The 23,035-nt window shown below is 74.5% G+C and carries 16 protein-coding genes and 3 pseudogenes; 15 read left to right on the top strand and 4 right to left on the bottom strand.

The genetic code is table 11. The features are described from left to right. Positions 1 to 114: 114 nt before the first annotated feature. From ACZ4M8_RS13000 to ACZ4M8_RS12985, 4 genes and pseudogenes are all read left to right on the top strand, one after another. Positions 115 to 1,092, top strand: a complete 978-nt coding sequence (locus tag ACZ4M8_RS13000) for a TIGR03557 family F420-dependent LLM class oxidoreductase (protein WP_467606566.1) — start codon at positions 115 to 117, stop codon at positions 1,090 to 1,092. A gap of 187 nt (positions 1,093 to 1,279) precedes the next feature. Further along, the gene (locus ACZ4M8_RS12995) at positions 1,280 to 1,948 is read left to right on the top strand and encodes an HAD family hydrolase (protein ID WP_467606296.1); all 669 of its coding nucleotides are present in this window, start codon (positions 1,280 to 1,282) and stop codon (positions 1,946 to 1,948) included. Positions 1,949 to 2,100: 152 nt separating this feature from the next. Further along, positions 2,101 to 2,742 carry a carbonic anhydrase gene (locus ACZ4M8_RS12990; RefSeq protein ID WP_467606294.1) on the top strand — a complete coding sequence of 214 codons (642 nt, stop codon included), beginning with the start codon at positions 2,101 to 2,103 and terminating at the stop codon, positions 2,740 to 2,742. A gap of 298 nt (positions 2,743 to 3,040) precedes the next feature. After that, positions 3,041 to 5,121, top strand: a pseudogene (locus tag ACZ4M8_RS12985) (catalase). 43 nt (positions 5,122 to 5,164) lie between these two features. On the opposite strand, the gene ACZ4M8_RS12980 reads toward ACZ4M8_RS12985, so the two are convergent. Beyond that, complete coding sequence (locus tag ACZ4M8_RS12980; protein WP_467606292.1) at positions 5,165 to 5,395, bottom strand: DUF6480 family protein; 231 nt, start codon at positions 5,393 to 5,395, stop codon at positions 5,165 to 5,167. Positions 5,396 to 5,988: 593 nt separating this feature from the next. Here ACZ4M8_RS12980 and ACZ4M8_RS12975 point away from each other — a divergent pair. The 9 genes and pseudogenes from ACZ4M8_RS12975 to ACZ4M8_RS12935 all read left to right on the top strand — a co-directional run. Next, entirely contained in the window at positions 5,989 to 6,936 is a 948-nt protein-coding gene (locus tag ACZ4M8_RS12975; RefSeq protein ID WP_467606289.1) for an NAD-dependent epimerase/dehydratase family protein, read from the top strand. Between the two features lie 70 nt (positions 6,937 to 7,006). After that, positions 7,007 to 8,680 carry a carbamoyltransferase family protein gene (locus ACZ4M8_RS12970; RefSeq protein ID WP_467606287.1) on the top strand — a complete coding sequence of 558 codons (1,674 nt, stop codon included), beginning with the start codon at positions 7,007 to 7,009 and terminating at the stop codon, positions 8,678 to 8,680. Further along, a pseudogene (locus ACZ4M8_RS12965) lies at positions 8,677 to 9,747 on the top strand (glycosyltransferase family 2 protein). The gene ACZ4M8_RS12970 and the pseudogene ACZ4M8_RS12965 overlap by 4 nt, the downstream one beginning before the upstream one ends. Then, complete coding sequence (locus tag ACZ4M8_RS12960; protein WP_467606285.1) at positions 9,744 to 10,367, top strand: D-glycero-alpha-D-manno-heptose-1,7-bisphosphate 7-phosphatase; 624 nt, start codon at positions 9,744 to 9,746, stop codon at positions 10,365 to 10,367. The pseudogene ACZ4M8_RS12965 and the gene ACZ4M8_RS12960 overlap by 4 nt, the downstream one beginning before the upstream one ends. Beyond that, the gene (locus ACZ4M8_RS12955; RefSeq protein ID WP_467606283.1) at positions 10,364 to 11,467 is read left to right on the top strand and encodes a glycosyltransferase family 9 protein; all 1,104 of its coding nucleotides are present in this window, start codon (positions 10,364 to 10,366) and stop codon (positions 11,465 to 11,467) included. The genes ACZ4M8_RS12960 and ACZ4M8_RS12955 overlap by 4 nt, the downstream gene beginning before the upstream one ends. Further along, on the top strand, positions 11,464 to 12,429 hold the full coding sequence (locus ACZ4M8_RS12950) for a glycosyltransferase (RefSeq protein ID WP_467606280.1): 966 nt from the start codon (positions 11,464 to 11,466) through the stop codon (positions 12,427 to 12,429). The genes ACZ4M8_RS12955 and ACZ4M8_RS12950 overlap by 4 nt, the downstream gene beginning before the upstream one ends. Next, positions 12,426 to 13,664 carry a glycosyltransferase gene (locus ACZ4M8_RS12945; protein ID WP_467606277.1) on the top strand — a complete coding sequence of 413 codons (1,239 nt, stop codon included), beginning with the start codon at positions 12,426 to 12,428 and terminating at the stop codon, positions 13,662 to 13,664. The genes ACZ4M8_RS12950 and ACZ4M8_RS12945 overlap by 4 nt, the downstream gene beginning before the upstream one ends. A gap of 85 nt (positions 13,665 to 13,749) precedes the next feature. Continuing rightward, positions 13,750 to 14,373 carry a D-sedoheptulose-7-phosphate isomerase gene (locus ACZ4M8_RS12940; RefSeq protein WP_467606276.1) on the top strand — a complete coding sequence of 208 codons (624 nt, stop codon included), beginning with the start codon at positions 13,750 to 13,752 and terminating at the stop codon, positions 14,371 to 14,373. A gap of 40 nt (positions 14,374 to 14,413) precedes the next feature. Then, positions 14,414 to 15,232: pseudogene (locus tag ACZ4M8_RS12935) on the top strand (PfkB family carbohydrate kinase); the annotation flags it as partial. Between the two features lie 94 nt (positions 15,233 to 15,326). On the opposite strand, the gene ACZ4M8_RS12930 reads toward ACZ4M8_RS12935, so the two are convergent. The 3 genes from ACZ4M8_RS12930 to ACZ4M8_RS12920 form a co-directional block, all read right to left on the bottom strand. Beyond that, positions 15,327 to 18,158: an FAD-binding and (Fe-S)-binding domain-containing protein gene (locus ACZ4M8_RS12930; RefSeq protein WP_467606273.1), complete on the bottom strand. Its 2,832-nt coding sequence runs from the start codon at positions 18,156 to 18,158 to the stop codon at positions 15,327 to 15,329. A 33-nt stretch (positions 18,159 to 18,191) separates the two neighbouring features. After that, positions 18,192 to 19,148, bottom strand: coding sequence for a TIGR03557 family F420-dependent LLM class oxidoreductase (locus tag ACZ4M8_RS12925; protein ID WP_467606564.1), 957 nt, complete (start codon positions 19,146 to 19,148; stop codon positions 18,192 to 18,194). Between the two features lie 193 nt (positions 19,149 to 19,341). Further along, positions 19,342 to 20,454, bottom strand: a complete 1,113-nt coding sequence (locus ACZ4M8_RS12920; protein WP_467606270.1) for an enolase C-terminal domain-like protein — start codon at positions 20,452 to 20,454, stop codon at positions 19,342 to 19,344. 356 nt (positions 20,455 to 20,810) lie between these two features. Between ACZ4M8_RS12920 and ACZ4M8_RS12915 the strand changes: the two genes are divergently transcribed. Both ACZ4M8_RS12915 and ACZ4M8_RS12910 read left to right on the top strand, forming a co-directional pair. Then, positions 20,811 to 21,347, top strand: coding sequence for a hemerythrin domain-containing protein (locus ACZ4M8_RS12915; RefSeq protein WP_467606561.1), 537 nt, complete (start codon positions 20,811 to 20,813; stop codon positions 21,345 to 21,347). 716 nt (positions 21,348 to 22,063) lie between these two features. Beyond that, positions 22,064 to 23,011 (top strand): hypothetical protein, encoded by a 948-nt coding sequence (locus ACZ4M8_RS12910; protein ID WP_467606268.1) that lies wholly within the window; start codon positions 22,064 to 22,066, stop codon positions 23,009 to 23,011. The last annotated feature ends 24 nt before the right edge of the window (positions 23,012 to 23,035 follow it).

Raw genomic sequence — 23,035 nt, 5'->3', positions numbered from 1 at the left:
CATGGGTGAGGGGCCGCACGCCGGGCCGGTGCACGCCGCGCGGGAGCGGCGGACAGTCTGGCCCCGCCGGCGGGCGGGAGCGTACGGCACGGACACGGAAGGGAGATGAGGACGGTGCGGATCGGCTACAAACTGGCCGCCGAGGCGTACGGGCCGGACGAGCTGGTACGGCAGGCGGTGCTCGCGGAGCGGGCCGGTTTCGATTTCGTGGAGATGAGCGACCACTACCACCCGTGGCTGGACGTGCAGGGGCATTCGCCGTTCGTCTGGACGGTACTCGGCACGATCGCGGCGAAGACCGAGCTGATCGGACTGGCCACCGGTGTGACCTGCCCGTCGGTCCGCTACCACCCGGCGGTCATCGCCCAGGCGGCCGCGACGCTCGCGCTGCTCTCCGGCGGCCGTTTCACGCTCGGGGCGGGCTCCGGGGAGCGGCTCAACGAACATGTCACCGGCGAGGGCTTCCCCAACTCCGTACCGGAGCGGCACGCGCGGCTCCGGGAGGCGCTGGAGATCATCCGGCTGCTGTGGCGGGGCGGCTACCGCTCGTACGACGGCCGGTACCTGCGGCTGGACGACGCCCGGGTCTTCGACCTGCCGCCCGAGCCGCCGCCGATCGCGGTGGCCGCGGGCGGCCCGCTGTCGGCCCGTATCGCGGCCGAGTTGGGCGACGGTCTGTTCGCGACGGGGCCCGAGGGGGAGATCGTCGACGCCTTCCGCGCCGCCGGGGGCGACGGGCCGCGCTACGGCGAGGTGCCCGTGGCCTGGGCCGCGGAGGAGGACACCGCCGTGCGGGCGGCGTGGGAGACCTCGCGGTGGGCGGTGACCGGCTGGAAGGTGATGAGTGAACTGCCCAACCCGGCCAACTTCGAGGCCGCGACGGCCACCGTCCGGCAGGAGGACATCCGGTCGCTGTTCGCGTGCGGCAGCGACCCGGCGCGGTACGCCGAGGTCGCGCAGCCCTTCGTCGACGCCGGCTTCGACCACCTGGTCCTGCAGAACGCCGGTCCCGATCCGGAGGGGTTCATCGATTTCCACCGGCGGGAGCTGGACGGTCCGCTCCGCGCCCTCACCCCGGCGGGTGGCGCCTGAGCGGCCGGCCCGGCCCACGCCGCTGCGACGCGCCGCTTCGGTCCCGGCGGGTGGTGCGCGGGCCGGGTGCCCGGAGCGGGCGCGTGCCGGAACGTTGCTTCGTCCAGGAGGTCAGTCCCATGAGATGTGACATGTTCCGCCCCTTCGGCCCGGTGCGGCCGTCCGGTTCTCCGGCCGGAGGCGGCAGATGAGCGCCGGGCGGCCGCGGGCCGCGCTGTTCGACATGGACGGCACGCTGGTGGACAGCGTGTACCTGCACGCCGTCGCCTGGTGGGAGGCGTTCCGGCAGGCCGGTCACACCGTCCCCATGGCGTCGGTCCACCGGACGATCGGCATGAGCGGCGATCAGCTGCTGGACCGTCTGCTGCCCGCCGGCCGCGACCGGGACGGCGACGCCGCCGTCAGCGCCGCCCACGACACCCTCTTCGCCCAGTACTGGACGCGGCTGGCGCCGCTGGAGGGGGCGGCCGCGTTGCTGCGGGCCTGTGCCGACCGGGGGTGGACGGTGGTCCTCGCCAGCTCCGCGAAGGGCCCGGAGCTGGCAGCGATGCGCCGGGCGCTGGACGCCGAGGACGCCTTGACCGCGGTGACCGGCTCGGACGACGTCGCGGCCGGCAAACCCGCACCCGACCTCGTGGTACAGGCGCTGCGCGAGGCCGGTGCGGCGGCCGCGCAGGCGGTGTTCGTCGGTGACACGGTGTGGGACGTCGAAGCCGCGGGCCGGGCCGGGGTGCCGTGCGTGGGCGTGCTCACGGGCGGCTACGCCCGCTCGGAGCTGAGCGCGGCGGGGGCCCGTGAGATCTACGACGGCCCGGCCGCCCTGCACAGCCGGATCGGGGACTCCCTGCTGAGCTGAGCGGAGGTGCCCGCCGGAACGGTCACGGGACCGGCCTTCCGCGGCGGCGCCCCGGGCGGCCACCGTGCGCGAGCCCGCCGCCCGCCCCGCCCGGAAGACACTCCCGTCATCCTGGCAGCGCGCCCGGAGAGGCCGGCTCATAGGATGCGGGCATGGCTGACGCTCAGACTCTTACGCCCCGTGAAGCCTTCGACCTGCTGCTGGAGGGGAATCAGCGGTTCGTCGGCGGCTCGTCGGAACACCCGAACCAGGACGCCGCCCGCCGTACCGAGCTCGTGCCGGTGCAGAATCCGTTCGCCGTGCTGTTCGGCTGTTCCGACTCCCGGCTGGCCGCCGAGATCATCTTCGACCGCGGGCTGGGTGACCTGTTCGTGGTCCGCACCGCCGGACACGTCCAGGGGCCGGAGGTGCTGGGCAGCATCGAGTACGGAGTGAGTGTGCTGGGCACGCCCCTCGTCGTGGTCCTCGGGCACGACGCGTGCGGCGCGGTGGCGGCCACCCGTTCCGCGGTCGAGGACGGGAAGGCGGCGGGCGGCTACGTGCGGGATGTGATCGAGCGGGTGGCGCCCAGTGTGCTGGCCGCCCGTTCCGCAGGGTTCACCGAGGACTCCGACTTCATCGACGAGCACATCCGGCACACCGTCGACCTGCTGCTCGACCGCTCCCGCGCCCTGGCGCAGGCGGTCGACGCCGGGCGAGTCGCGGTGGTGGGACTGTCGTACCGGCTGGTCGACGGCACGGCCCGCCTGGTCACCGCCCGCGGCCTGGAGACCTGCGCGGACACACGTTCCTGACCCGCCTCATGCCACCGGGCCGGGACGCGCCAGGGGCCGATGCCCTCTCGCCGGCTGACCGGCGGGCGCGACCGGCCCTGTGCGCGGGCTGCCCAGCCGCCCCGATGGCCCGGCCCGCCACGGCATCCGGGTAGTTCCCGCGGCGAGGACGTTAGCCGCGCCGCCGCTCGGGGAGCCTACGGAGAGAGCCGGTACGTCCGGCCGGCAGGCGGGGGCATTCTTCAGCCCCCGCCTCTTTCTTTGCTCTGCGCATCCGCAGCCGCGCACCGAAGACAGCCGAAAATTCCGGAGGCATGAGGTGACCGACAAAAAGCAGGAACAGCGCGAGAAATACTACGCGGCGGATCCGGCCGGCGGGCCGCTCACCACCGATCAGGGGGTGGCCGTCGACCACACCGACGATTCCCTTTCCGTCGGCGAACGTGGTCCGACCCTCCTGGAGGATTTCCATTTCCGGGAGAAGATCACACGCTTCGACCACGAACGGATCCCGGAGCGCGTCGTCCACGCACGGGGCGCCGGCGCCTACGGCCATTTCACGCCGTACGAGTCGTGTGCCGCGTTCACCAAGGCGGCGTTCCTCCAGGACCCGTCCGTACGGACGCCGGTGTTCGTGCGGTTCTCCACCGTGCAGGGACCGCGCGGCTCCGCCGACACCGTGCGGGACGTCCGGGGGTTCGCCACGAAGTTCTACACCTCGGAGGGGAATTACGACCTGGTCGGCAACAATTTTCCGGTCTTCTTCATCCAGGACGGCATCAAATTCCCGGACTTCGTACACGCGGTGAAGATGGAGCCGCACAACGAGATCCCCACCGGCGCGTCCGCACACGACACCCTGTGGGATTTCGCCTCCCTCCAGCCGGAGACGCTCCACACCATCATGTGGCTCATGTCCGACCGGGCCATTCCGCGCAGTTACCGCATGATGCAGGGGTTCGGCGTCCACACCTTCCGTTTCGTGAACGCCGACGGCGTGGGCACCTTCGTGAAATTCCACTGGAAGCCGAAGCTCGGTGTGCACTCCCTGGTCTGGGACGAAGCGCAGGAGACGATGGGCCGCGACCCGGACTTCAACCGGCGTGATCTGTGGGAGGCCATCGAAGCCGCGCGTACCCGGAGTACGAGCTGGGTGTGCAGCTCGTACCGGAGAGCGAGGAGCACTCCTTCGACTTCGACCTGCTCGACGCCACGAAGATCATCCCGGAGGAGCTGGTCCCGGTCCAGCCGATCGGCCGTATGGTCCTCGACCGCAATCCCGACAACTTCTTCGCCGAGACCGAGCAGGTCGCCTTCCACACCGCCAACGTCGTACCGGGCATCGACTTCACCAACGACCCGCTGCTCCAGGCGCGCAACTTCTCCTATCTGGACACCCAGCTGATCCGGCTCGGCGGTCCCAACTTCGCGCAGATCCCGGTGAACCGGCCGACGGTGCCCGTCCGCAACAACCAACGCGACGGATACCACCAGGGCAGCATCCACCACGGCACCAGCTACTCCCCCAACTCCCTCGGCGGTGGCTGCCCGGCGCTCGCCGACGCGTCGGACCCGGCCTTCCGGCATCTGACGGAGCGCGTCGAGGGGCGGAAGATCCGCAAGCGCAGTGAGAGCTTCACCGACCACTACTCCCAGGCGGCGCTCTTCTGGCACAGCATGGCCGACTGGGAGCAGCGGCACATCGTGGACGCCTTCCGGTTCGAGCTGGGCAAGGTGGGCGCCAAGGAGGTGCGCGCCCGTACGGTCGGCCAACTCGCCCACGTGGACACCGAGTTGGCCCAGGCGGTGGCCGAGGGGATCGGAGTTGGCGTACCGGAGGCCGTCGGCACCCCGCGTCCGACGCCCTCCCCGGCGCTGAGTCTGGAGAACAACCTGGGCGACGGTTCGATCCGGACCCGGCAGATCGCCGCTCTCGTGACCGACGGGGTCGACGCGACGCAACTCGCCGGTGTGCGGGAGGCGCTGGCGGAACAGGGGGCCGTCGTGGAGGCACTGGCCCCGACGGACGGGGAGGTCTCCGGCGACTCCGGGAGTCTGGAGGCGGACCGGGCGCTGCCGACGGTGGCGTCCGTCCTCTACGACGCGGTGTTCCTCCCGGACGGCGCTCTCGGGTCGGGTGACACACCGGCCGACGCGGCGGCCCGCCGGTTCGTCGCGGACGCCTACCGGCACGGCAAACCCGTCGCCGCGCTCGGCACCGGCGTGGGCGTCCTGCGCGCGGTGTTGCCCGACGGGATCCGCACCGCGGGCGACGGCGACGGCCCCGTGACCGACCACGGGGTGGTGACCGCGGCGGAGACCGGCGACACGTTTGTCGAAGCCGTGGCGGCGGCGCTCGCCCGCCACCGCCACCACCAGCGGCCTCCGGCCCGGACCTGATACCCGCGGTCGACGCGGAGGGTCGCACCGGCCTACGCGGTTCTCATCGGTGGACGAGTACCGCGTAGGCCAGGAAGAAGGCGGCGCAGAGGACGACGACGAGACCGATGACGACGACCGGCCCCCGTGACCAGCCGCGCCCCGGCAGGTGCGGGGGCCCTGTCTCCGGGCCGGTGCCGGATTCCGCGGGCGGTGTCTCCCCAGGGGGGACGCCGCCCCCCGGTTCCAGACCCGTGCTCTCCCCGGGGTCGGGGTCAGGGCTGTGTCCGCTCATGCGGGCCCGCCTCTCTGGGTTCTGTCCGGGAGCCCTCGCCCGGCTCGCGGTGCCCGGGGCCGGGTACGTCACCGATCGCGCCCCGTGCGGTTCGGGCGGGGCGCGGCCGTGTCTTCACGCGTCGTACGGCAGGACGGAGCCGGGGCGAGGTGCCCGGTGGTTCTCCGCGGCGTCATCGGCTCCCCCGGGGCCGGACCGCTCTTCCCACTGTCGGCCCCCGGGACGGACGCGGCAACCGGAGCACGGCGGGCGCGCCCGTGCCCGGACCGGGGGAGGCTGCCGCCCCGGGTGAACACCGCCCGGGGACCGGCCTGTCGGCCAACTCCCCTGGCGATGACCGCCGTTGCCCCGCGCCGCGCCCCGGGCACCCGCGCGGGTGCTCCCCTCGGCCGGCGCGCCCGTGGGCAGACGCAGACCGCGATCACTGTGCGGCGCGCGGGATATGACGCGCCTCGCCGCTTCCCCCACTCTCCGTGCCCACCCGGCCGGGGAAGTCCGTGTCGCCCGCCTCGGGTGGCTCACCCACGCTGTTCGAGGAGCGCCGGGCCCCCGGAGCGCGCCGTCCACCCGAGTGGTGTGAGGAGACGATCGACATGACTCATCCGCGCCGGTGGCGGCGCGCCGTGGTGACGGGCGGGGCCGGTTTCGTCGGCTCGCACCTGTGCGCGGCGCTGCTCGCCGAGGGCATCTCGGTCCTCTGCGTCGACGACTTCAGCACCGGCAGGCCGCAGAACGTCGCGCGCCTTCGCGACCGTCCCGGATTCCGCACGCTCGTCGCCGATGTGACCGGGCCGTTCGACGTGGGCGAACCCCCGGACCTCGTCCTGCACTTCGCCTCCCCCGCCGACTACCTGCGGCTGCCCCTGCACACCCTGGAGACCGGCAGCCTCGGCACCCGGAACGTCCTGCGCCTGGCCCGGCCCAGCGGCGCGCGCTTCGTCCTCGCCTCCACCTCCGAGGTGTACGGCGACCCCCAGGAGCATCCGCAGAGTGAGGGCTACTGGGGCCATGTGAATCCGGTCGGCCCCCGCAGCGTCTACGACGAGGCCAAACGCTTCGGGGAGGCGCTGACGTCCGCGGAGGCCGCCGTGCACGGCACCAACAGCGGCATCGTGCGGCTGTTCAACACCTACGGTCCCCAGATGCGGAGGCACGACGGGCGTGCGGTGCCGACCTTCATCCGGCAGGCGCTGGCGGGCGAACCGCTGACCGTGACCGGTGACGGCCTCCAGACCCGTTCGCTGTGCCATGTGGACGACACCGTCCGCGGTGTCCTCCACATGGCCGCGTCCGACCTGCGCGGCCCGGTCAATCTCGGCAACCCCGACGAGCTGACCATGCTGGAGCTGGCCCACCTGGTGGTGGAGCTGACCGGTTCCCGGTCCGCGGTGCGGTTCGTGGAACGGCCGACCGACGACCCCGCGGTGCGCTGTCCGGACATCTCGCCGGCCCGCGACAAGCTCCAGTGGGAGCCGCGGGTCCCGGCCCGGGAGGGACTGATCCGGACCATCGCCTGGTTCCGCGACCACCCCGGTCTCTGAGCCCGGCCCTTCCCGTTCCCGCACACAGTGCCCCCGCCCCTGTCCCCGTCCGAAAGGCCGCGTCCCCGTCATGCGCATCCTCGGAATCAACGCGCTCTTCCACGATCCGGCCGCCGCGCTGGTCATCGACGGCACGACGGTGGCCGCGGCGGAGGAGGAACGCTTCTCACGCCGTAAACACGGCAAACGGCCGGTGCCGTTCTCCGCCTGGGAACTCCCTGAGCACGCCGCCCGCTGGTGTCTGGACCACGCCGGACTGCGGATCGAGGACATCGACGCGGTCGCGTACTCCTTCGATCCCGCACTCGCCCGGTCCGCCGATCTGATGGGGCTGGACGACCCGTGGGACCACCTGCGGCTGACCTACACCCGCCTCGCCCCCGCCTTCCTCGCGACGGCGCTGCCCGGCCTCGACCCGGAGAAGGTGTGTTTCGTCCCGCACCACATGGCCCACGCGGCCTCCGCCGCCTTCGCCGCGCCCGCCGCCGACACCTCCTCCGTCCTCGTCCTCGACGGCCGCGGCGAGGCCACCTCCCACCTCGCGGCCCGCCGCGTCCAGGGCAAGCTCGAACCGCTCCACGGCCAGGAACTGCCGCACCCCCTGGGCCTGATGTACGAGGAGCTGACCGAACACCTGGGATTCCTGCGCTCCAGCGACGAGTTCAAGGTCATGGCGCTCGCCTCGTACGGCCGGCCGCGGATGCTCGGGGCCCTGCGCCGGTACATCCATCCGACGACGGACGGCGGCTTCCGGGCCACCGGCGTGCCCTGGCGCGAGCTGTGCCCTGCGCGCCGCCCCGGCCAGGAGTGGACGCAAGACCACGCCGACCTCGCGGCGAGCGCCCAGGAGTGCCTGGAGGAGACGATGCTCGACCTGGTGCGCTGGCTGCACGGCCGCACCCTTGACACGACACTGACCCTGGCCGGCGGAGTGGCGCTCAACTGCGTGGCCAACGCCCGTATCGCCCGTGACGGGCCGTTCGAGCGGGTGTGGGTCCAGCCGGCCGCCGGGGACGCCGGTACCGCACTCGGCTCCGCGCTGCTGGTCAGCGCGGAACGCGGGGACGAGCCGCTGCCCATGCCGGGGGCGGCCCTGGGCCGGGACTGGACGGACCGGGAACTGGAGGAGTGGCTGCGCACCGCGCGCGTGCCCTACGAACGGCCGCCCGACATCGCCGCCACGGTGGCCCGCGCGCTGGCGGACAACGCGATCGTGGCGTGGTTCCAGGGCCGTTCCGAGTACGGTCCGCGGGCGCTGGGCCACCGCTCCCTGCTGGCGCACCCGGGCCACCCGGGCAATCTGGAGCGGCTCAACGACGTGAAGGGCCGCGAGCAGTTCCGGCCGGTGGCGCCGATGGTGCGCGCCGAACGCGCCGGTGAGATCTTCGACGGTCAGCTCCCCAGCCCCTACATGCTCTTCGTGCACCGCGTGGCGCCCGAGTGGCGGGAGCGCATCCCCGCGGTCGTGCACGTGGACGGCACGGCCCGGATCCAGACGGTCGACGCGGACGCCGAGCCGCTGACCGCCCGGATGCTGACCGCCTTCGAGGAGCTCACCGGCGTGCCCGTCGTCGTCAACACCAGTCTCAACACAGCGGGCCGGCCGATGGTCGACGACCCCCGCGACGCCCTGGAGTGCTTCGGCTCGACCCCTGTCGACCTCCTGGCCCTGGGACCCTTCGCGGTCCACCGCCGCGACCTCTTCGGCGCGGACCCCACCGGAGCACAGGAGGCCGCCCGATGATCCGCACCGGTCCCGAGGGCCCGCACCAGGACCCCGATCACGCCGTTGTCGTCCCGACCCTGGGGCGGCCCGGTCTCATCGTGTGCCTGCGGGCACTGGCCGAGGCGCGGGGCCCCGGGCCCCGGCAGATCGTGCTGGTGGACGACCGTCCGCTGGACGACTGCGCCCCGCTCGACGCCGGCGTCCCGGCGGAGCTGCGCGACCGTACCGTGACCGTCTCCGGCTACGGTGACGGCCCGGCGGCGGCGCGCAACGCCGGCTGGCGGGCGGCAAAAGACGCCGACTGGATCGTCTTCCTCGACGACGACGTCGTCCCCGGCCCCCGCTGGGCGGAGGAGCTCGCCGCGGATCTGCGCGCCGCCACCCCGCGGACCGCCGGGATCGCCGCGCGGATCAGTGTGCCGCTGCCGGACGGCCGGCCTCCCACCGACTGGGAGCGCAACACCGCGGGCCTGGCCACCGCCCGGTGGATCACCGCGGACATGGCGTACCGGCGCACGGCTTTGACCTGCGTGGACGGTTTCGACGAACGGTTCCGCCGGGCGTTCCGGGAGGACGCCGATCTCGCCCTGCGGCTGCTGGACGCCGGCTGAGAACTGGCCGAGGGCAGCCGGCGGACCACCCATCCGGTCCGGCCGGCCGACCGGTGAGTCTCCGTCCGTGTCCAGGCGGGCAACGCCGACGACGTACTGATGACCCGGCTGCACGGGCGGGGCTGGCGGCGGCGGGCGCGCGAGTACCGCGGGCGTCTTCCCGGTCATCTCGCGGTGACCGCGGCGGGTGGCACGGCGCTGGTCTGCGCGACGCTGGGCAGGCGGCGCGCCGCGCTGGCGCTGGCGGCCGGCTGGCTCGCCGGGACCGCGGAGTTCGCGTGGGCCCGTATCGCGCCCGGCCCCCGCTCCCGGGCGGAAGTGACGACCATGGCGGTGACGAGCGGGCTGATCCCCCCGGTGGCCACGGCGCACTGGCTGCGGGGGCTGGTCCGCCACCGGAGCGTGCCACCGGCGCCGCGCCCCGCCGGTGCGGTGCCCTCGGTCACCGCCGACCGGCCCCGGGAGCGGACATGACGCTGCCCACCGAACAGCCGGGCGGCGGGCCCTGGTTGCACGGGCCCGCCACCACCGGACGCCGGGCCGCCCCGGGCGGCGGCGCCCTGGCCGCGGTGCTCTTCGACCGTGACGGGACGCTCGTGGTGGACGTGCCGTACAACGGCGACCCCGATCTCGTGGCGCCGGTGCCCGGGGCCCGCGAGGCGTTGGACGCGGTGCGGGCGCGGGGGCTCGCGGTGGGGATGGTGACCAACCAGTCCGGTGTGGCGCGCGGACTGCTGACCCGTGGTCAGGTGCTCGCGGTGCAGCGCCGGGTGGCGGAGCTGCTGGGGCCGTTCGACGTCTGGGCGGTGTGCCCGCACGGGCCGTCGGACCGGTGCCGGTGCCGTAAACCCGCGCCCGGCCTCGTCCTGGCGGCCTGCCGCCGCCTGGGCGTCGTGCCCGCGCGGACGGCGGTCGTCGGCGACATCGGCGCGGACATGGCGGCGGCCCGCGCCGCCGGGGCGCGGGGTGTGCTGGTGCCGACTCCGGTGACCCGGCCGGCGGAGATCGCCGCCGCCCCGTGCCGGGCGGCCGATCTCCGCGACGCGGTCCGGCAGTTGCTGGACCACGCCGGCTCCGGGGAGGTGGCGCGATGACCACGCCGCCCCGCACGCTGGTGGTGCGTCTGGACAGCGCCGGCGATGTGCTGCTGGCCGGCCCGGCCGTCCGGGCGGTCGCCGCCGGGTCGTCGTACACCGCGCTGCTGTGCGGGCCCAGGGGCGAGGCCGCCGCCCGGCTGCTGCCCGGCGTGGACGAGGTGCTGGTCCACGACGCGCCCTGGGTCGGCCTGCGGCCCGCGCCGGTCGACCGGCGCGCCACGGCGGACCTGGTCGACCGGATCGCCGCCGGCCGCTTCGACCGGGCCCTGGTCCTGACCTCCTTCCACCAGAGCCCGCTCCCCGCGGCGCTGCTGCTGAAGCTCGCCGGTGTCGGCTGGACGGCGGCGGACTGCGTGGACTACCCGGGCGCCCTGCTGGACCTGCGGCACGGACGCGCACCCGACCGCCACGAGGCCGAGGCCGCCGTGGATCTCGCACGGGCCGCGGGGTACGGCCCGCCGCCCGGGGACGACGGGCGGTTGCGGGTACTGCCGCCGCCGGACGCCCGTGCGCTGACCGGTGCGGACCCGTACGTGGTGCTCCATCCCGGCGCGGCGGTGCCCGCACGGGCGTGGAGCGCGCGGCGGGCGGCACGGGCCGTGGACGCCCTCACCGCCGCCGGGTACCGGGTCGTCGTCACCGGCGGGCCCGGGGAGCGGGCGCTGACCGCCGAGGTGGCGGGGGCGCGCGGCGTCGATCTCGGCAGCCGTACCGACCTGCGCGGACTCTCCGGCGTCCTGGCCGGTGCACGGGCCGTCGTGGCCGGGAACACCGGACCGGCGCATCTGGCCGCCGCGGTGGGCACCCCCGTCGTCTCCGTCTTCGCACCGGTCGTCCCGGTGGACCGGTGGGGGCCGTACGGCGTCGCGTCCGTGATCCTCGGCGACCAGGGGGCGGAGTGCGCGGGGACCAGGGCGCGCCGCTGTCCGGTGCCGGGACACCCGTGCCTGGACTCCGTCACGGACGCCGCGGTGCTCGCCGCCCTCGGCCGGTTGACGGGCGGCCCGACGGCACGCGCCGGGCCCGACGGCGGCGCACAGCACCGGCCGCCCCCGGCCGGGGAGCTGCCCAGCGACGACAGAGGGGCGACGGTATGAACATCCTGCTGTGGCACGTACACGGCTCGTGGACAACGGCGTTCGTCCAGGGCCCGCACACCTACCTGGTGCCGGTCACCCCGGACCGGGGAGCGGACGGACGCGGACGCGCGCGGACGTTCCCCTGGCCGGAGTCGGTCCGGGAGAGAACGCCGCAGGAGCTGCGGACGGACCCGGTCGACCTCGTCGTCCTCCAGCGGCCGCACGAGGCCGAACTGGCCGAACGCTGGCTCGGCGGGCGCCGCCCCGGGCGGGACGTCCCCGCCGTGTACCTGGAGCACAACGCGCCGCACGGCGACGTGCCCGGCACCCGGCACCCGTGCGCGGGGCAAAAGGACCTGGTGCTGGTGCACGTCACCCACTTCAACCGGCTCTTCTGGGACAACGGGCACACCCGTACAGAAGTGATCGAGCACGGCATCGTCGATCCCGGCCACCGCTACACCGGTGAACTGGCGCGCGCCGCCGTGGTCGTCAACGAGCCCGTGCGCCGCGGCCGTACGGTCGGCACCGATCTGCTGCCCGAGCTGGCCCGCGCGGCGCCCCTGGACGTGTTCGGTATGCGCACCGAGGCGCTGGCCGGGCGGCTGGGGCTGACGGAGGAGGAGTGCCGCACCGCCGATCTTCCCCAGGGGGCCCTGCACGGGGAGATGGCCCGGCGGCGGGTGTATCTGCACCCGATCCGCTGGACCTCGCTGGGGCTGTCCCTGCTGGAGGCGATGCACCTGGGCATGCCGGTGGTGGCGCCGGCCACCACCGAGGCGGTGGAGGCGGTGCCGGCGGGCTGCGGGGTGCTCTCCACCCGGCCCGAGGTCCTGGCCGAAGGGCTGCGCCGCTACCTCGACGAGCCGGAGACCGCGGCCCGGGACGGGGCGCGGGCACGGGCCGCGGCACTCGACCGGTACGGCCTGAAGCGTTTTCTCGACGACTGGGATTCCCTCATCACGGAGGTGGCCGCATGACCGCCGAGCAGTCCGCCGGGCTGACCCTCGCGCTCGTCTCGGAGCACGCGAGTCCCCTCGCGACCTTGGGTGGTGTGGACGCCGGGGGCCAGAACATCCACGTGGCCCGGCTCGCCGGGGCGCTGGCCGACCGCGGCCACCGGGTCGTGGTCCACACCCGGCGCGACGATCCGGGCCTGCCGGGCGAGGTACCGCTGCGGCCGGGCGTGACCGTGCGGCACGTCAGCGCGGGGCCGCCGTGCCACCTGCCCAAGGACGAACTCCTGCCGCACATGGCGGAGTTCGGCCGGCAGCTGGCCGCGGACTGGCGGCGGCGCCCGCCGGACGTGGCGCATTCGCACTTCTGGATGTCCGGCGTCGCCGCGCTCGCCGCGGCGCGCGCCTCGGCGCTGCCGCTGGCGCACACGTACCACGCGCTGGGCAGCGTCAAGCGCCGGCACCAGAAGGAGCGCGACACCTCACCGCCCGGCCGGATCGCCACCGAGATCGGCGTGGGGACGGGGTGCGGCCAGGTGATCGCCACCTGCCGGGACGAGGTCGAGGAGCTGCGGCTGATGGGCGTCCCGCCGGAGAAGGTCTCCGTGGTGCCGTGCGGGGTGGACCCCGAGGTCTTCACCCCGCACGGGCCGGTCGCGCCCCGCGAGGACGACCGGCCCCTGCTGCTCCAGCTGGGCCGCCTCGTCCCCCGCAAGGGCGCGGTCGTCTCCATCGCGGCGCCGGCCCGGCTGCCGCGCGCCCGCCTGGTGATCGCCGGGGGCCCGCCGCCGGAGCGGCTCGACGCCGACCCGGAGGTACGGAGGCTGCGGGCGGTGGCCGAGGGGGCGGGCGTCGCCGACCGGGTGCGGTTCACCGGCGGGGTGGCGACCGGAGAGGTCCCGGCCCTGCTGCGCGCGGCGGACGTGGTGCTGTGCCCGGCGGACTACGAGCCGTTCGGCATCGTGCCGCTGGAGGCGATGGCATGCGGCCGCCCGGTGGTGGCCACCGCCGTCGGCGGGCAGTTGGACACCGTCATCGACACGGTGACCGGACGGCTGGTGCCGCCCGGCGACCCGGTGGCACTGGCCGACGCGGTGGCCGCGCTGCTCGCCGATCCGGCCCTGCGGGCGGCGTACGGCGCCGCGGGGCGGCGGCGGGTCCTGGACCACTACGGCTGGGCGTCGGTCGCCGCCGCCACCGAGTCCGTCTACCGGTCGTTGCTCGCACCGCGGCCCACCGCGTCCGAGACCGCCGCCTGACAACGCGTCACCGAGACAGACCGTCACCGACCGGTCGCGGTACCCGCACGGCCGGCTCCCGCCCGTATGGAAGGGACGTAGTGTCATGAACCACTCCCTGGACCGCGCCCACGAACACTGCCGGTCCCTGCACCGGGCCCTGGACGGCCTGCGGCAGGACGGACTGCCGCTGCTGGGGCGGTGGGCGTCGGAGCTGCGGACCGCCCTGTCCCGGGGCGGCCGGCTGCTGGCGGCGGGCAACGGAGGCAGCGCCGCCCAGGCCCAGCATCTGACGGCCGAACTCGTCGGCCGCTACGCCCTGGACCGGCCCGCCTATTCGGCGGTCGCCCTCCACGCGGAGACCTCCGCCGTCACCGCCATCGGCAACGACTACGGCTTCGACCAGGTCTTCGCCCGGCAGGTCACGGCCCACGGGCGGCCGGGTGACGTCCTGGTCCTGCTGTCCACATCCGGCCGGAGCGGCAACCTCCTCACCGCGGCCGAGGCGGCGGGCCGGGCCGGGATGCGGGTGTGGGCGCTGACCGGGCCGCGGCCCAATCCGCTGGCCGACGCCGCCGACGAGGCGCTGTGCATCACCTCGGCCAGCGCCGCCACCGTGCAGGAGGCCCATCTGATCGCCGTGCACATCCTCTGCGAGAACTTCGACGCCGCACTCGCCGGACCGGCCGCGCCGGGCCGTCGCCCCGCCGATCTGGAGGACGCCGTATGACCCGCCCGCTCCCGTCCGTACCGGCCCGCCGGGACCCGTCGTGACCGGCCGCGGCCGACCGCTGGTCATCGTCGGCGACACGCTCCTCGACCGGGATCTCGACGGCCCCTCGACCCGCCTCGCCCCGGACGCGCCGGCGCCCGTCGTCGAGGTGGCACACGACCGCGCGCGGCCCGGCGGCGCGGGGCTCGCCGCCGTCCTCGCGGCCCGCGGCGGCCGGCCGGTGACACTGGTGACCGCCCTCGGCACGGACCGCGCCAGCCAGGAGGTACGCCGGGCGCTGCGCGGCCGGGTCCGGCTGGTGGAGATCCCGCTCGACGGGACCCTGCCGGAGAAGACCCGGGTCCTGGCCGGCGGGCGCCCCCTGGTCCGCTACGACCGCGGCGGTGGGCGTCCGGGGCCGCCCGGCCCGCGGGCGCGCGCCGCGCTGGAGGACGCCGGGGCGGTGCTGGTGGCCGACTACGGGCGCGGTACCGCGGCCGTGCTCCGCCGCCACCTCGCCGGTTCCGCGCGCCGGGCGCCGCTGGTGTGGGATCCGCATCCCAGGGGTGAGCGGCCGGTGGCCGGGGCGCGGCTGGTGACCCCCAACGGCGCCGAGGCGCGGGCCTTCGCCGGAGGGGACGGCCGGTCGCTGCGCGCCGAGGCGCGGTGTGCGACGCGGCTCGCGGCCCGGTGGCGGGCGGCCGCCGTCGCGGTGACGCTCGGTGCCCGCGGCGCGCTGCTGGCGCGGGCCGGGCACGAGGCGCCCATGGTGGTGCCCGCACCGTTCCGGGCGGGCGGCGATCCGTGTGGCGCCGGTGACTGCTTCGCCGCGACGGCGGCCGGGGCGCTGGCGGACGGCGCGCTGCCCGAGGAGGCCGTACAACTGGCGGTCGCCGAGGCCGCGGCCTTCGTCGCCGACGGCGGCGTGGGCGCCCCGTCCCTGTGGGGACGGCCGGACGGCGAGGCGCCCGTCACCACGGGCCCGGCGGCCGCCGCGGATCCGTTCGCCCTCGCCGGGACGGTGCGGGCCCGCGGGGGCGTCGTGGTCGCCGCCGGTGGCTGCTTCGACCTCCTGCACGCCGGTCACGTGGGCCTGCTGGAGAGCGCCCGGCGCGTCGGCGACTGCCTCCGGCGCGGTCCATCAGCTCGCGGTCGGGGCCGAAGCCCAGTACCGCGTGCTGGTGGCAGTGGGTCTGCACGGTGGCCGCGCGGGCCAGGGCCGGGGGCCGCCAGTCCTCGCCGGCGTACCCGACGAGGTGTTCGGCGAAGGTCCGCACCTGCCGGGACAGGCGTTGGATCCCGTCGTCGTCGGGGAGCAGCTCGGGGGCGTCGCCGCGCAGGACGGCGGTGCAGGACGGCTCCAGGCCGATGATCGGGGTACCGGCGTCCAGCCACGGGCCGAGGGTGTCCAGGGAGCGGCGCAGCACACGGGTGGCCGCGCCGAGTTGGCCGGTGGTGAGCCAGGTCAGCCCGCAGCAGACGGGCCGGGGCGGGACGGCGACGTCGAAGCCGGCGTCGCGCAGCACCCGCACGGCGGCCTGGGGGATCTCCGGATGGAAGTACGTGCCGAAGGTGTCCGGCCACAACAGGACGGTGCGCTCGCCGGACGGGTCGGGTGCGCATCCGCCGTGCCGGGCCCACCACCGCAGGAAGGTCTCGGCAGCGAAGACGGGGGCGGGGCGTTCGGCCGCCACCCCGGCGGCCCGCTTCGCGACCCGGGCCAGGCCGGGGGCCGCGAGGCAGGCGTTGGCCAGGCGGGGCGCGCGGCTCGCGCCGCGGGCCCAGAGCGGGAGGCGGCCCATGCTGTAGTGCGCGGCGGGCCGCGGGCGTCCGGCGTAGTGGTGGGAGAGGAACTCCGCCTTGTACGTCGCCATGTCGACGCCGACGGGGCAGTCGGACTTGCAGCCCTTGCAGGCCAGGCAGAGGTCGAGGGCGTCGCGCACCTCGGTGGAGCGCCAGCCGTCGGTGACCGGCCCGTCCCGGTGGCCGTTCAGCATCTCGAAGAGCAGGCGGGCCCGGCCCCGGGTGGAGTGTTCCTCCTCGCCGGTGGCGCGGTACGACGGGCACATGACACCGCCCGTCGGGGCGCGGCAGTTGCCGATGCCGACGCAGCGCATGACCGCCCGGGTGAAGGAGCCCTTGTCGTGGGGGTAGCCGAAGTGCGGTGGGCCGGGGTCGGGCCGCCAGCCGGGGCCCAGGCGGAGGTGGGTGTCGCTGCGGTGGGGCGCCACCACTTTGCCGGGGTTCATCCGGTTGCCGGGGTCGAAGAGGGCTTTCAGTTCGCCGAAGGCCGTGATGAGGCGGTCGCCGAACATCTTCGGCAGCAGTTCGCCGCGGGCCTGCCCGTCACCGTGCTCCCCGGAGAGCGAACCGCCGTAGGAGCACACCAGGTCGGCGGCGCGCAGCAGGAAGGCGCGGAAGGCGGCGACACCGTCGGTGCTGGTCAGGTCGAAGGGGATCCGGGTGTGCACGCAGCCCTGCCCGAAGTGCCCGTAGAGGGAGGGGTGGTCGTAGCCGAACTCGTCGAAGAGCGCCTTGAGGTCGCGCAGGTACGCCCCGAGGTGTTCGGGGGGTACCGCGGAGTCCTCCCAGCCCTCCCACGTCTCCCGGTCGTCGGGGGGCCGGGCGGTGACGCCGAGGCCGGCCTCGCGGGCCCGCAGCATCCGCTGTTCGCGCGCCGGATCGTCGGAGAGGGTGACGGTCCGGTCGCTCTCCCCGCGGCCGAGGGAACGCAGCAGGGCGCGGGCCTGGTCGTCGACGGACCGCCGGGTGTCGCCGCTGAACTGGAGCAGCAGCCAGCTCTCACCTTCCGGGAAGGTGTCGAGGGAGTCGAGGTAGGCGCCCTCCTCGCGCATCAGCTGCGCCATCCGTCCGTCCAGCGCCTCCAGTTGGGTCGGTGAGCTGTGTTCCAGGAGCCGCGGCACGTCGTCGGCCGCGGCGCAGATGTCGGGGTAGCCGAGGACCACGAGGGCCTCGGCCGCCGGGACGGGGACCAGCTCCAGTTCCGCCCGCAGGACGGTGACCAGGGTGCCTTCGGAGCCGACGAGAGCGCGGGCGAGGTCGAAGCCGTTCTCCGGCAGGAGGGCGTCGAGGTTGTATCCGGACACCCGGCGGGGCAGGGAGGGGAACCCGGTCCGGATGTCGGCGCGGTAGCGGTCGGCGAGGTCCCGCAGGCCCGTGTACAGCGCGGCCGCGCGGCCGCCCGCGGCACATACGTCCGCGTACTCCGCGTCCGAGGTACGGCCCACCCACAGCCGGGTGCCGTCGTAGGTGAGCACCTCCAGACGCCGCACGTTGTCGGCCGTCTTGCCGTACGCCTGCGCCGAGGCCCCGCAGGAGTTGTTGCCGATCATGCCGCCCAGGGCGCAGTGGCTGTGCGTCGACGGCTTGGGCCCGAACTTGAGGCGGTACCGGGCGAGTTGGCGGTTGAGGTCGTCGAGGACGATGCCGGGTTCGACGGTGCAGCGGCGCCGCTCGGGGTCGACGGTGAGCAGGCGGTGGCAGTACTTCGTCCAGTCGATGACCACGGCGGTGTTGGTGCACTGCCCGCCCAGGCTGGTGCCGCCGCCCCGGGAGAGCAGGGGCGCGCCGAACTCGGCGCACACCGCGACCGCCGTCTCCCCCGCCGCTACGCTCCGCGGCAGGACCACGCCGAGCGGGGGCTGGCGGTAGTTGGACGCGTCGGTGGCGTAGGCGCCGCGGGTGCCGGCGTCGAACCGGACCTCGCCGTCGACGCGCCGCCGCAGCGCCCGCTCCAGCCTTCCGAGGTCCGCAGGTGAGCTGTTGCCGGTGGTGTGGGTCATCGCCGCTGTCCCTCCGCCCGGCGGGCGGGCCGTTCAGCCCGCCAGCCGGGGCAGCACCTCGGTGCGGTAGAAGTCGAAGAAGCCGCGCTGGTCCGGGCCGATCTGACTGATGTGGACGGTGTCGAAGCCCGCCTTCTCGTACGCCCGGACGGCGTCGAGGTGGGCGTCCACGTCGTCGCCGCAGACCACGTTCGCCGCGATGCGCTCGACGCCGACCAGCGAGGACGCCTGTTCGAGGTGGCGCGGGGTGCGCAGAATCTGCGGGAGTTCGCCGGGCAGTTGCTCGTTGGGCCACAGCCGGTGCGCGGTGCGTACCGCCTCGTCGCGATCGGTGCCCCAGCAGAGCTTGAGGCCGCCGCGGACCGGCTTCGTGCCCCCGCCGCCGCGGCGGAACCGCTCCACGGCCTCGGCGTCGGGTCCCATGGCAATGAAACCGTCGCCGATCCGGCCCGCCAGTTCCGTCGCCGCGGGGCCGAAGCCGGAGATCTCGATCGGCACCGGCTCGTCCGGAACGGTGTACAGCCGGGCGTTCTCGACGGTGTAGTGCTTGCCGTGGTGGCTGACCTCGCCGCCCTCGAAGAGCCGGCGCATCACGTGTACCGCCTCTTCGAGCATCTCCAGGCGGACGGCGGCCTGTGGCCAGCGCGCGCCGGTGACCTGCTCGTTGAGGGCTTCACCGCTGCCGATACCGAACCGGAAGCGGCCCTCCAGCTGGACCGCGGCGGTCGCGGCGGCCTGGGCGTTGATCACCGGATGCATGCGGACGGTCGGGCAGGTCACGGCCGTCTCGACGGGCAGCGAGGTCGCTTCGGAGAGCGCCCCGATCACCGACCAGACGAAAGGCGCGTGGCCCTGCGCGTCGTTCCAGGGGTGGAAGTGATCGGAGATCCACAGCGAGGTGAATCCCGCTTGCTCGGCCATGCGCGCCTGCTCCACCAGGGCCTTCGGCCCGTGCTCCTCGCTGGAGAGGAAGTAGCCGTACTCCGTCATCAAATCCTCCGCGTTCGTCATCGGCGTGTGCCATGGGGAATGCGGTACCGCGAGGTGAGAGAGGTGCGGGCGGCCGACGGGCCGCCGGGAGTCCCGTCCGTTCGGGCGTGGGGGCGGTCCCGGCGCGGGGCGCGGGACTGTACGCGGCCCCCCAAGGGACGGTACGCGAGATGTCCGGGGCCCGCCGTCCGGATCACCCGCCGTGGCGGGCCGGACCGCCGGCACGCAGGGTGAGGCCGTGTCCGGGTCTGCCGTCCGCCCCTGGGTGCACGGCACCGCCGTCCGGGGCGAGCACCCCGTCGAAGAGCATGTTCTCGATGCGTACATGGTCGTGGAACCACTCCAGGTGGCGGAGGTTGGGGACGCTGGCGCCGACGGCGGCGTGGAGGTGCGGGGCGCAGTGCGCGGAGATCTCCAGCCCGGCGGCCTCGGCGAGCGCCGCGGCCCGGAGCCAGCCGGTGAGTCCGCCGCAGCGCGTGGCGTCGGCCTGCAGGCAGTCCACGGCGCCGGCGGCGAGGATCCGCCCGAAGTCGGGCAGGGTGTAGCCGTATTCGCCGATGGCGATGTCCGCGGTGAGCGCCGCCCGGATCTGCGCCAGTCCCGTCAGGTCGTCGGCGGGGACGGGTTCCTCGTACCAGGTGACGCCCTCGGCGGCGAGGTGGCCGCCCATGCGGACCGCCTGTTTGCGGGTGTAGCCGCCGTTGGCATCGGCGTACAGCTCCGCGTCGGGGCCGATGCTGCGGCGGGCGCGGGTGAGACGGTCGCGGCCGGGACGGCCGCCCCGCGACTCACCGATCTTGATCTTCACGCGCGGAATGCCCTGCCCCTCGACCCAGCCCCGCAGCTGCGCGTCCTGCTGCCGGTCGTCGTACGTCGTGAAGCCGCCGCTGCCGTACACCGGAACCGCTTCCCGGCAGGTGCCCAGCAGGCTCGTCAGCGGGAGGTCCAGCAGGCGGGCCTTGAGGTCCCACAGCGCGATGTCCACCGCGGAGAGGGCCCCGGCGATCAAACCGGGCCGCCCCGCGTTGCGCACCGCGCGGGCCATCGTCTCGTGGACGCCGAGGACGTCCCACACGCTCCGGCCCCGCGCCAGCGCCGCCAGGTGATCGTCGACGACCGCCGCGGTGGCCGGGGCGCCGTAGGTGTAGCCCAGGCCGGTGCTGGTGCCGGACACCGCCGTGACCAGCACGAGTGTCGTGGAGTCCCAGGTCAGTGTCGCGTCTTGCTCCGGAGCGTCGGTGGGCACGGTGTGGACCTCCGTTCCGATCGCGTCCACGACCGCGGAGGTGTCGTCCGGGGCACACATCCGATTCCGCCCTCCTGCCTCGGGTACGGGCCGGGCGGGCCCGCGTGACGCCGGGTTCCCGGCACGGGCCCGCGGCTAACCTCCTGCTCCCCCTGCCCTTCCGCCGCGCACCCGCCGGGCCGCTCCCGTCCCGTCGCGGCCGCTCGCCGGATGCCGCACAGTGGAGGAAGAGCCCGCGCCCGCACGGGAGCCGCGCGGGCGCGCCGGGAGCCACCCGGGCGCCGCCGCACGAGCCGCCGGCGCGGACCCCGCGCCGGCCTCCTCGCGCCGCTCCCGCCCCGCGCGGGCACGCGCATCCGCAACCGATCGCGCTCTGCAGCGAAGGAGTGAGGACCGTGTCCCACGGCTGAGACGTCATCGCGGAACTGACGGTTGATCACCGTGAGGTGGACGAACTCTTCGACCGGTTCACCGCGGCACCGAGCGGCGGCGAACGCCGTCGGCAACTCGCCGACGCCCTCACCATCGAGCTGGTACGCCACTTCGTGGCCGAGGAGGAACACCTCTATCCCGCGGTCCGCGAGCACGTCGACGGCGGCGACGCGCTGGCGGACAAGGAGTTGTCCGATCACGCCCGCGTCGAGGAACTGCTGAAGGAGCTGGAGGGCAAGGCGCCCGATGACGACGGCTTCGACCGCCTCGTCGCCACCTTGCGGACAGAGGTCACCGGCCATGTCCGCGACGAGGAGGACAACCTCTTCGTCCGGCTCCGGGACGCCACCCACCCCTACATCCTCGAACTCCTGGGTGAGAAGGTCCGCGAGGCGAAGCGCACCGCCCCCACCCGGCCGCACCCCGGCGCCCCCAGCACCCCGCCCGCCAACAAACTGCTCGCCCCCGGCCTCGGCCTCGTCGACCGCGCCCGCGACCTGCTCACGGGCCGCGGCGCCTGAAGGGGCGCACGGCGCCCGGCCCGGCCGTGGCGGGCGGCGATCGCGTTTGCCAGTGCGCCGATGACCGGCGACGAGCCCGGCAGCCGGCACCCCGTACACTCCTGAGTTCTGCGAATCGTCGTAGATGAACAATTGCACGCGCAACGCCAGATGCGAGGGACACGTGAGCGGGAGCAACACTCCGATATACGAGGGCTTGATCGAGGAACTCGGGGACGTTCCGGGGAAAGTGAAGGCCACTGCGGAAAGGCAACTGGAGCAGCTCCAGCGTGACTTCGGCTTCAGCCCTGTGCGGGTGGCCGGGAATACGGGGGCCGAGGGATTCCCGCACGGGCGCTCCCCGCGGGCCCTGTCCGCGTGAGGGCTGGGGTGGGTGGCGGTTCCGCCGCGGGCAACGCGCGTCCGCACTGAACGCCGAGCGCCATGTGCCGGCCCGGCCGGATGCCGGGCCGGCACGAACCCCGGGCACGAACTCCGGGTTGCCGGCCGGCCCGCCCGTCCGGTGAACGGCACGAGGGCGAGCAATACCGGCAAGCAGCAAATGATGGAATAAATCCGATACGGCCGCTCATAAAAGGGCAATTCCGCGGCTCCTGCGCGTACTTGGGCACCGAACACGTCTCGGATTACGGGCTCCCCATTGCGCAGCGCACCCGCGCCCGTACGATGCCGGAACTTCGTCCCGCCCGTATCTCCTCGGGAAGGCCATCGCGGAAATGCCCGTATTCAAACGCCGCAAAGGCAGTCACGCCCGTCTGCTGCCCGAACTCGACGACGCCGCTCTCGGGCAGGTCCGGCGGCGCGTCGAGTCGTGCTGGGACCGCGGCTCCCTCGATACGCCGGTCATGGCCTTGATGGCGGACGTCCTGGACGACGCGGGTACGGACTGGGACCGCAAGGCGCATCGCCTGAGGGTGCTCGCCGGCTCCGCGGGGCGGGCGCTGCCCGGCATCTGGCGGGAACGGAACCCGGACAGCCAGTCCGCCGTGCTGCTGCACGCCTGGTCGGATCTGCTCCAGGCCGGTCGGGAGGGTTCCCCGGTCGACCTCGGCGCGACCCGGAAGTCCTGCCTGCTCGCCGCCGAACTGCTGCCCGCCGACCCCACACCCTGGACGGTGTACCTCGCGACGCTGCGCCGCGAGCGCCGCCCGTCCGGCGAACTGTCGGCGGTCTGGCGCGAGATCAAGGCCCGTGACCCGTGGAACCGGGAGGCCCACCTCCAGGCCCTGGGTTACCTCTCGCCCGACGAGTGCGGCTCCAGCGGCCACGTGCTCGACCTGCTCGACAGCGTCCGCGCCATGCCGGCGAACGCCCCCGCGGCCGGCCTGGAACTCACCGCGCTCGTCCGCAGCCACCAGCGCGCCATGGCGTCCGGAGGGGTGAACGCCCTCGGCGCCGGAGAGTTCTGGCGCCGCCATGACGCCGTCACCGTGCTCGACCGCGCGGCCCACTACTGGCCGAGCCCCGGATTCCTCCGGCACGCGCAGGCGCTCGCCGACCTGAATCTGCTGGCCTACGCACTGATCAAGGCCACGCGGCCGAGCGACGCCGCGGCCGTGCTGCGCGCCACCGGCGGCGTGGCGACACCCTGGCCGTGGAACGCGGAGGACGAACCGCTGGCGGGCTTCGCGCGCCACTACGCCCGCGCCCGCGAGAGCGCTTGACGCGTGGGCCGGGATCCGTGTGGC

This window comes from Streptomyces sp. NPDC027185, from assembly GCF_055567035.1.
The sequence above is the reverse complement of the archived record's forward strand: the minus strand, read 5'-3'. Positions and strand labels throughout refer to the sequence as shown.

Excerpts from the sequence above, each read along its gene's own strand:
- ACZ4M8_RS12995 (WP_467606296.1), top strand. The coding sequence starts at position 1,280 with ATGAGCGCCGGGCGGCCGCGGGCCGCGCTGTTCGACATGGACGGCACG.
- ACZ4M8_RS12990 (WP_467606294.1), top strand. The coding sequence starts at position 2,101 with ATGGCTGACGCTCAGACTCTTACGCCCCGTGAAGCCTTCGACCTGCTG.
- ACZ4M8_RS12980 (WP_467606292.1), bottom strand. The coding sequence starts at position 5,395 with ATGAGCGGACACAGCCCTGACCCCGACCCCGGGGAGAGCACGGGTCTG.
- ACZ4M8_RS12975 (WP_467606289.1), top strand. The coding sequence starts at position 5,989 with ATGACTCATCCGCGCCGGTGGCGGCGCGCCGTGGTGACGGGCGGGGCC.
- ACZ4M8_RS12970 (WP_467606287.1), top strand. The coding sequence starts at position 7,007 with ATGCGCATCCTCGGAATCAACGCGCTCTTCCACGATCCGGCCGCCGCG.
- ACZ4M8_RS12960 (WP_467606285.1), top strand. The coding sequence starts at position 9,744 with ATGACGCTGCCCACCGAACAGCCGGGCGGCGGGCCCTGGTTGCACGGG.
- ACZ4M8_RS12955 (WP_467606283.1), top strand. The coding sequence starts at position 10,364 with ATGACCACGCCGCCCCGCACGCTGGTGGTGCGTCTGGACAGCGCCGGC.
- ACZ4M8_RS12950 (WP_467606280.1), top strand. The coding sequence starts at position 11,464 with ATGAACATCCTGCTGTGGCACGTACACGGCTCGTGGACAACGGCGTTC.
- ACZ4M8_RS12945 (WP_467606277.1), top strand. The coding sequence starts at position 12,426 with ATGACCGCCGAGCAGTCCGCCGGGCTGACCCTCGCGCTCGTCTCGGAG.
- ACZ4M8_RS12940 (WP_467606276.1), top strand. The coding sequence starts at position 13,750 with ATGAACCACTCCCTGGACCGCGCCCACGAACACTGCCGGTCCCTGCAC.
- ACZ4M8_RS12930 (WP_467606273.1), bottom strand. The coding sequence starts at position 18,158 with ATGACCCACACCACCGGCAACAGCTCACCTGCGGACCTCGGAAGGCTG.
- ACZ4M8_RS12925 (WP_467606564.1), bottom strand. The coding sequence starts at position 19,148 with ATGACGGAGTACGGCTACTTCCTCTCCAGCGAGGAGCACGGGCCGAAG.
- ACZ4M8_RS12920 (WP_467606270.1), bottom strand. The coding sequence starts at position 20,454 with ATGTGTGCCCCGGACGACACCTCCGCGGTCGTGGACGCGATCGGAACG.
- ACZ4M8_RS12910 (WP_467606268.1), top strand. The coding sequence starts at position 22,064 with ATGCCCGTATTCAAACGCCGCAAAGGCAGTCACGCCCGTCTGCTGCCC.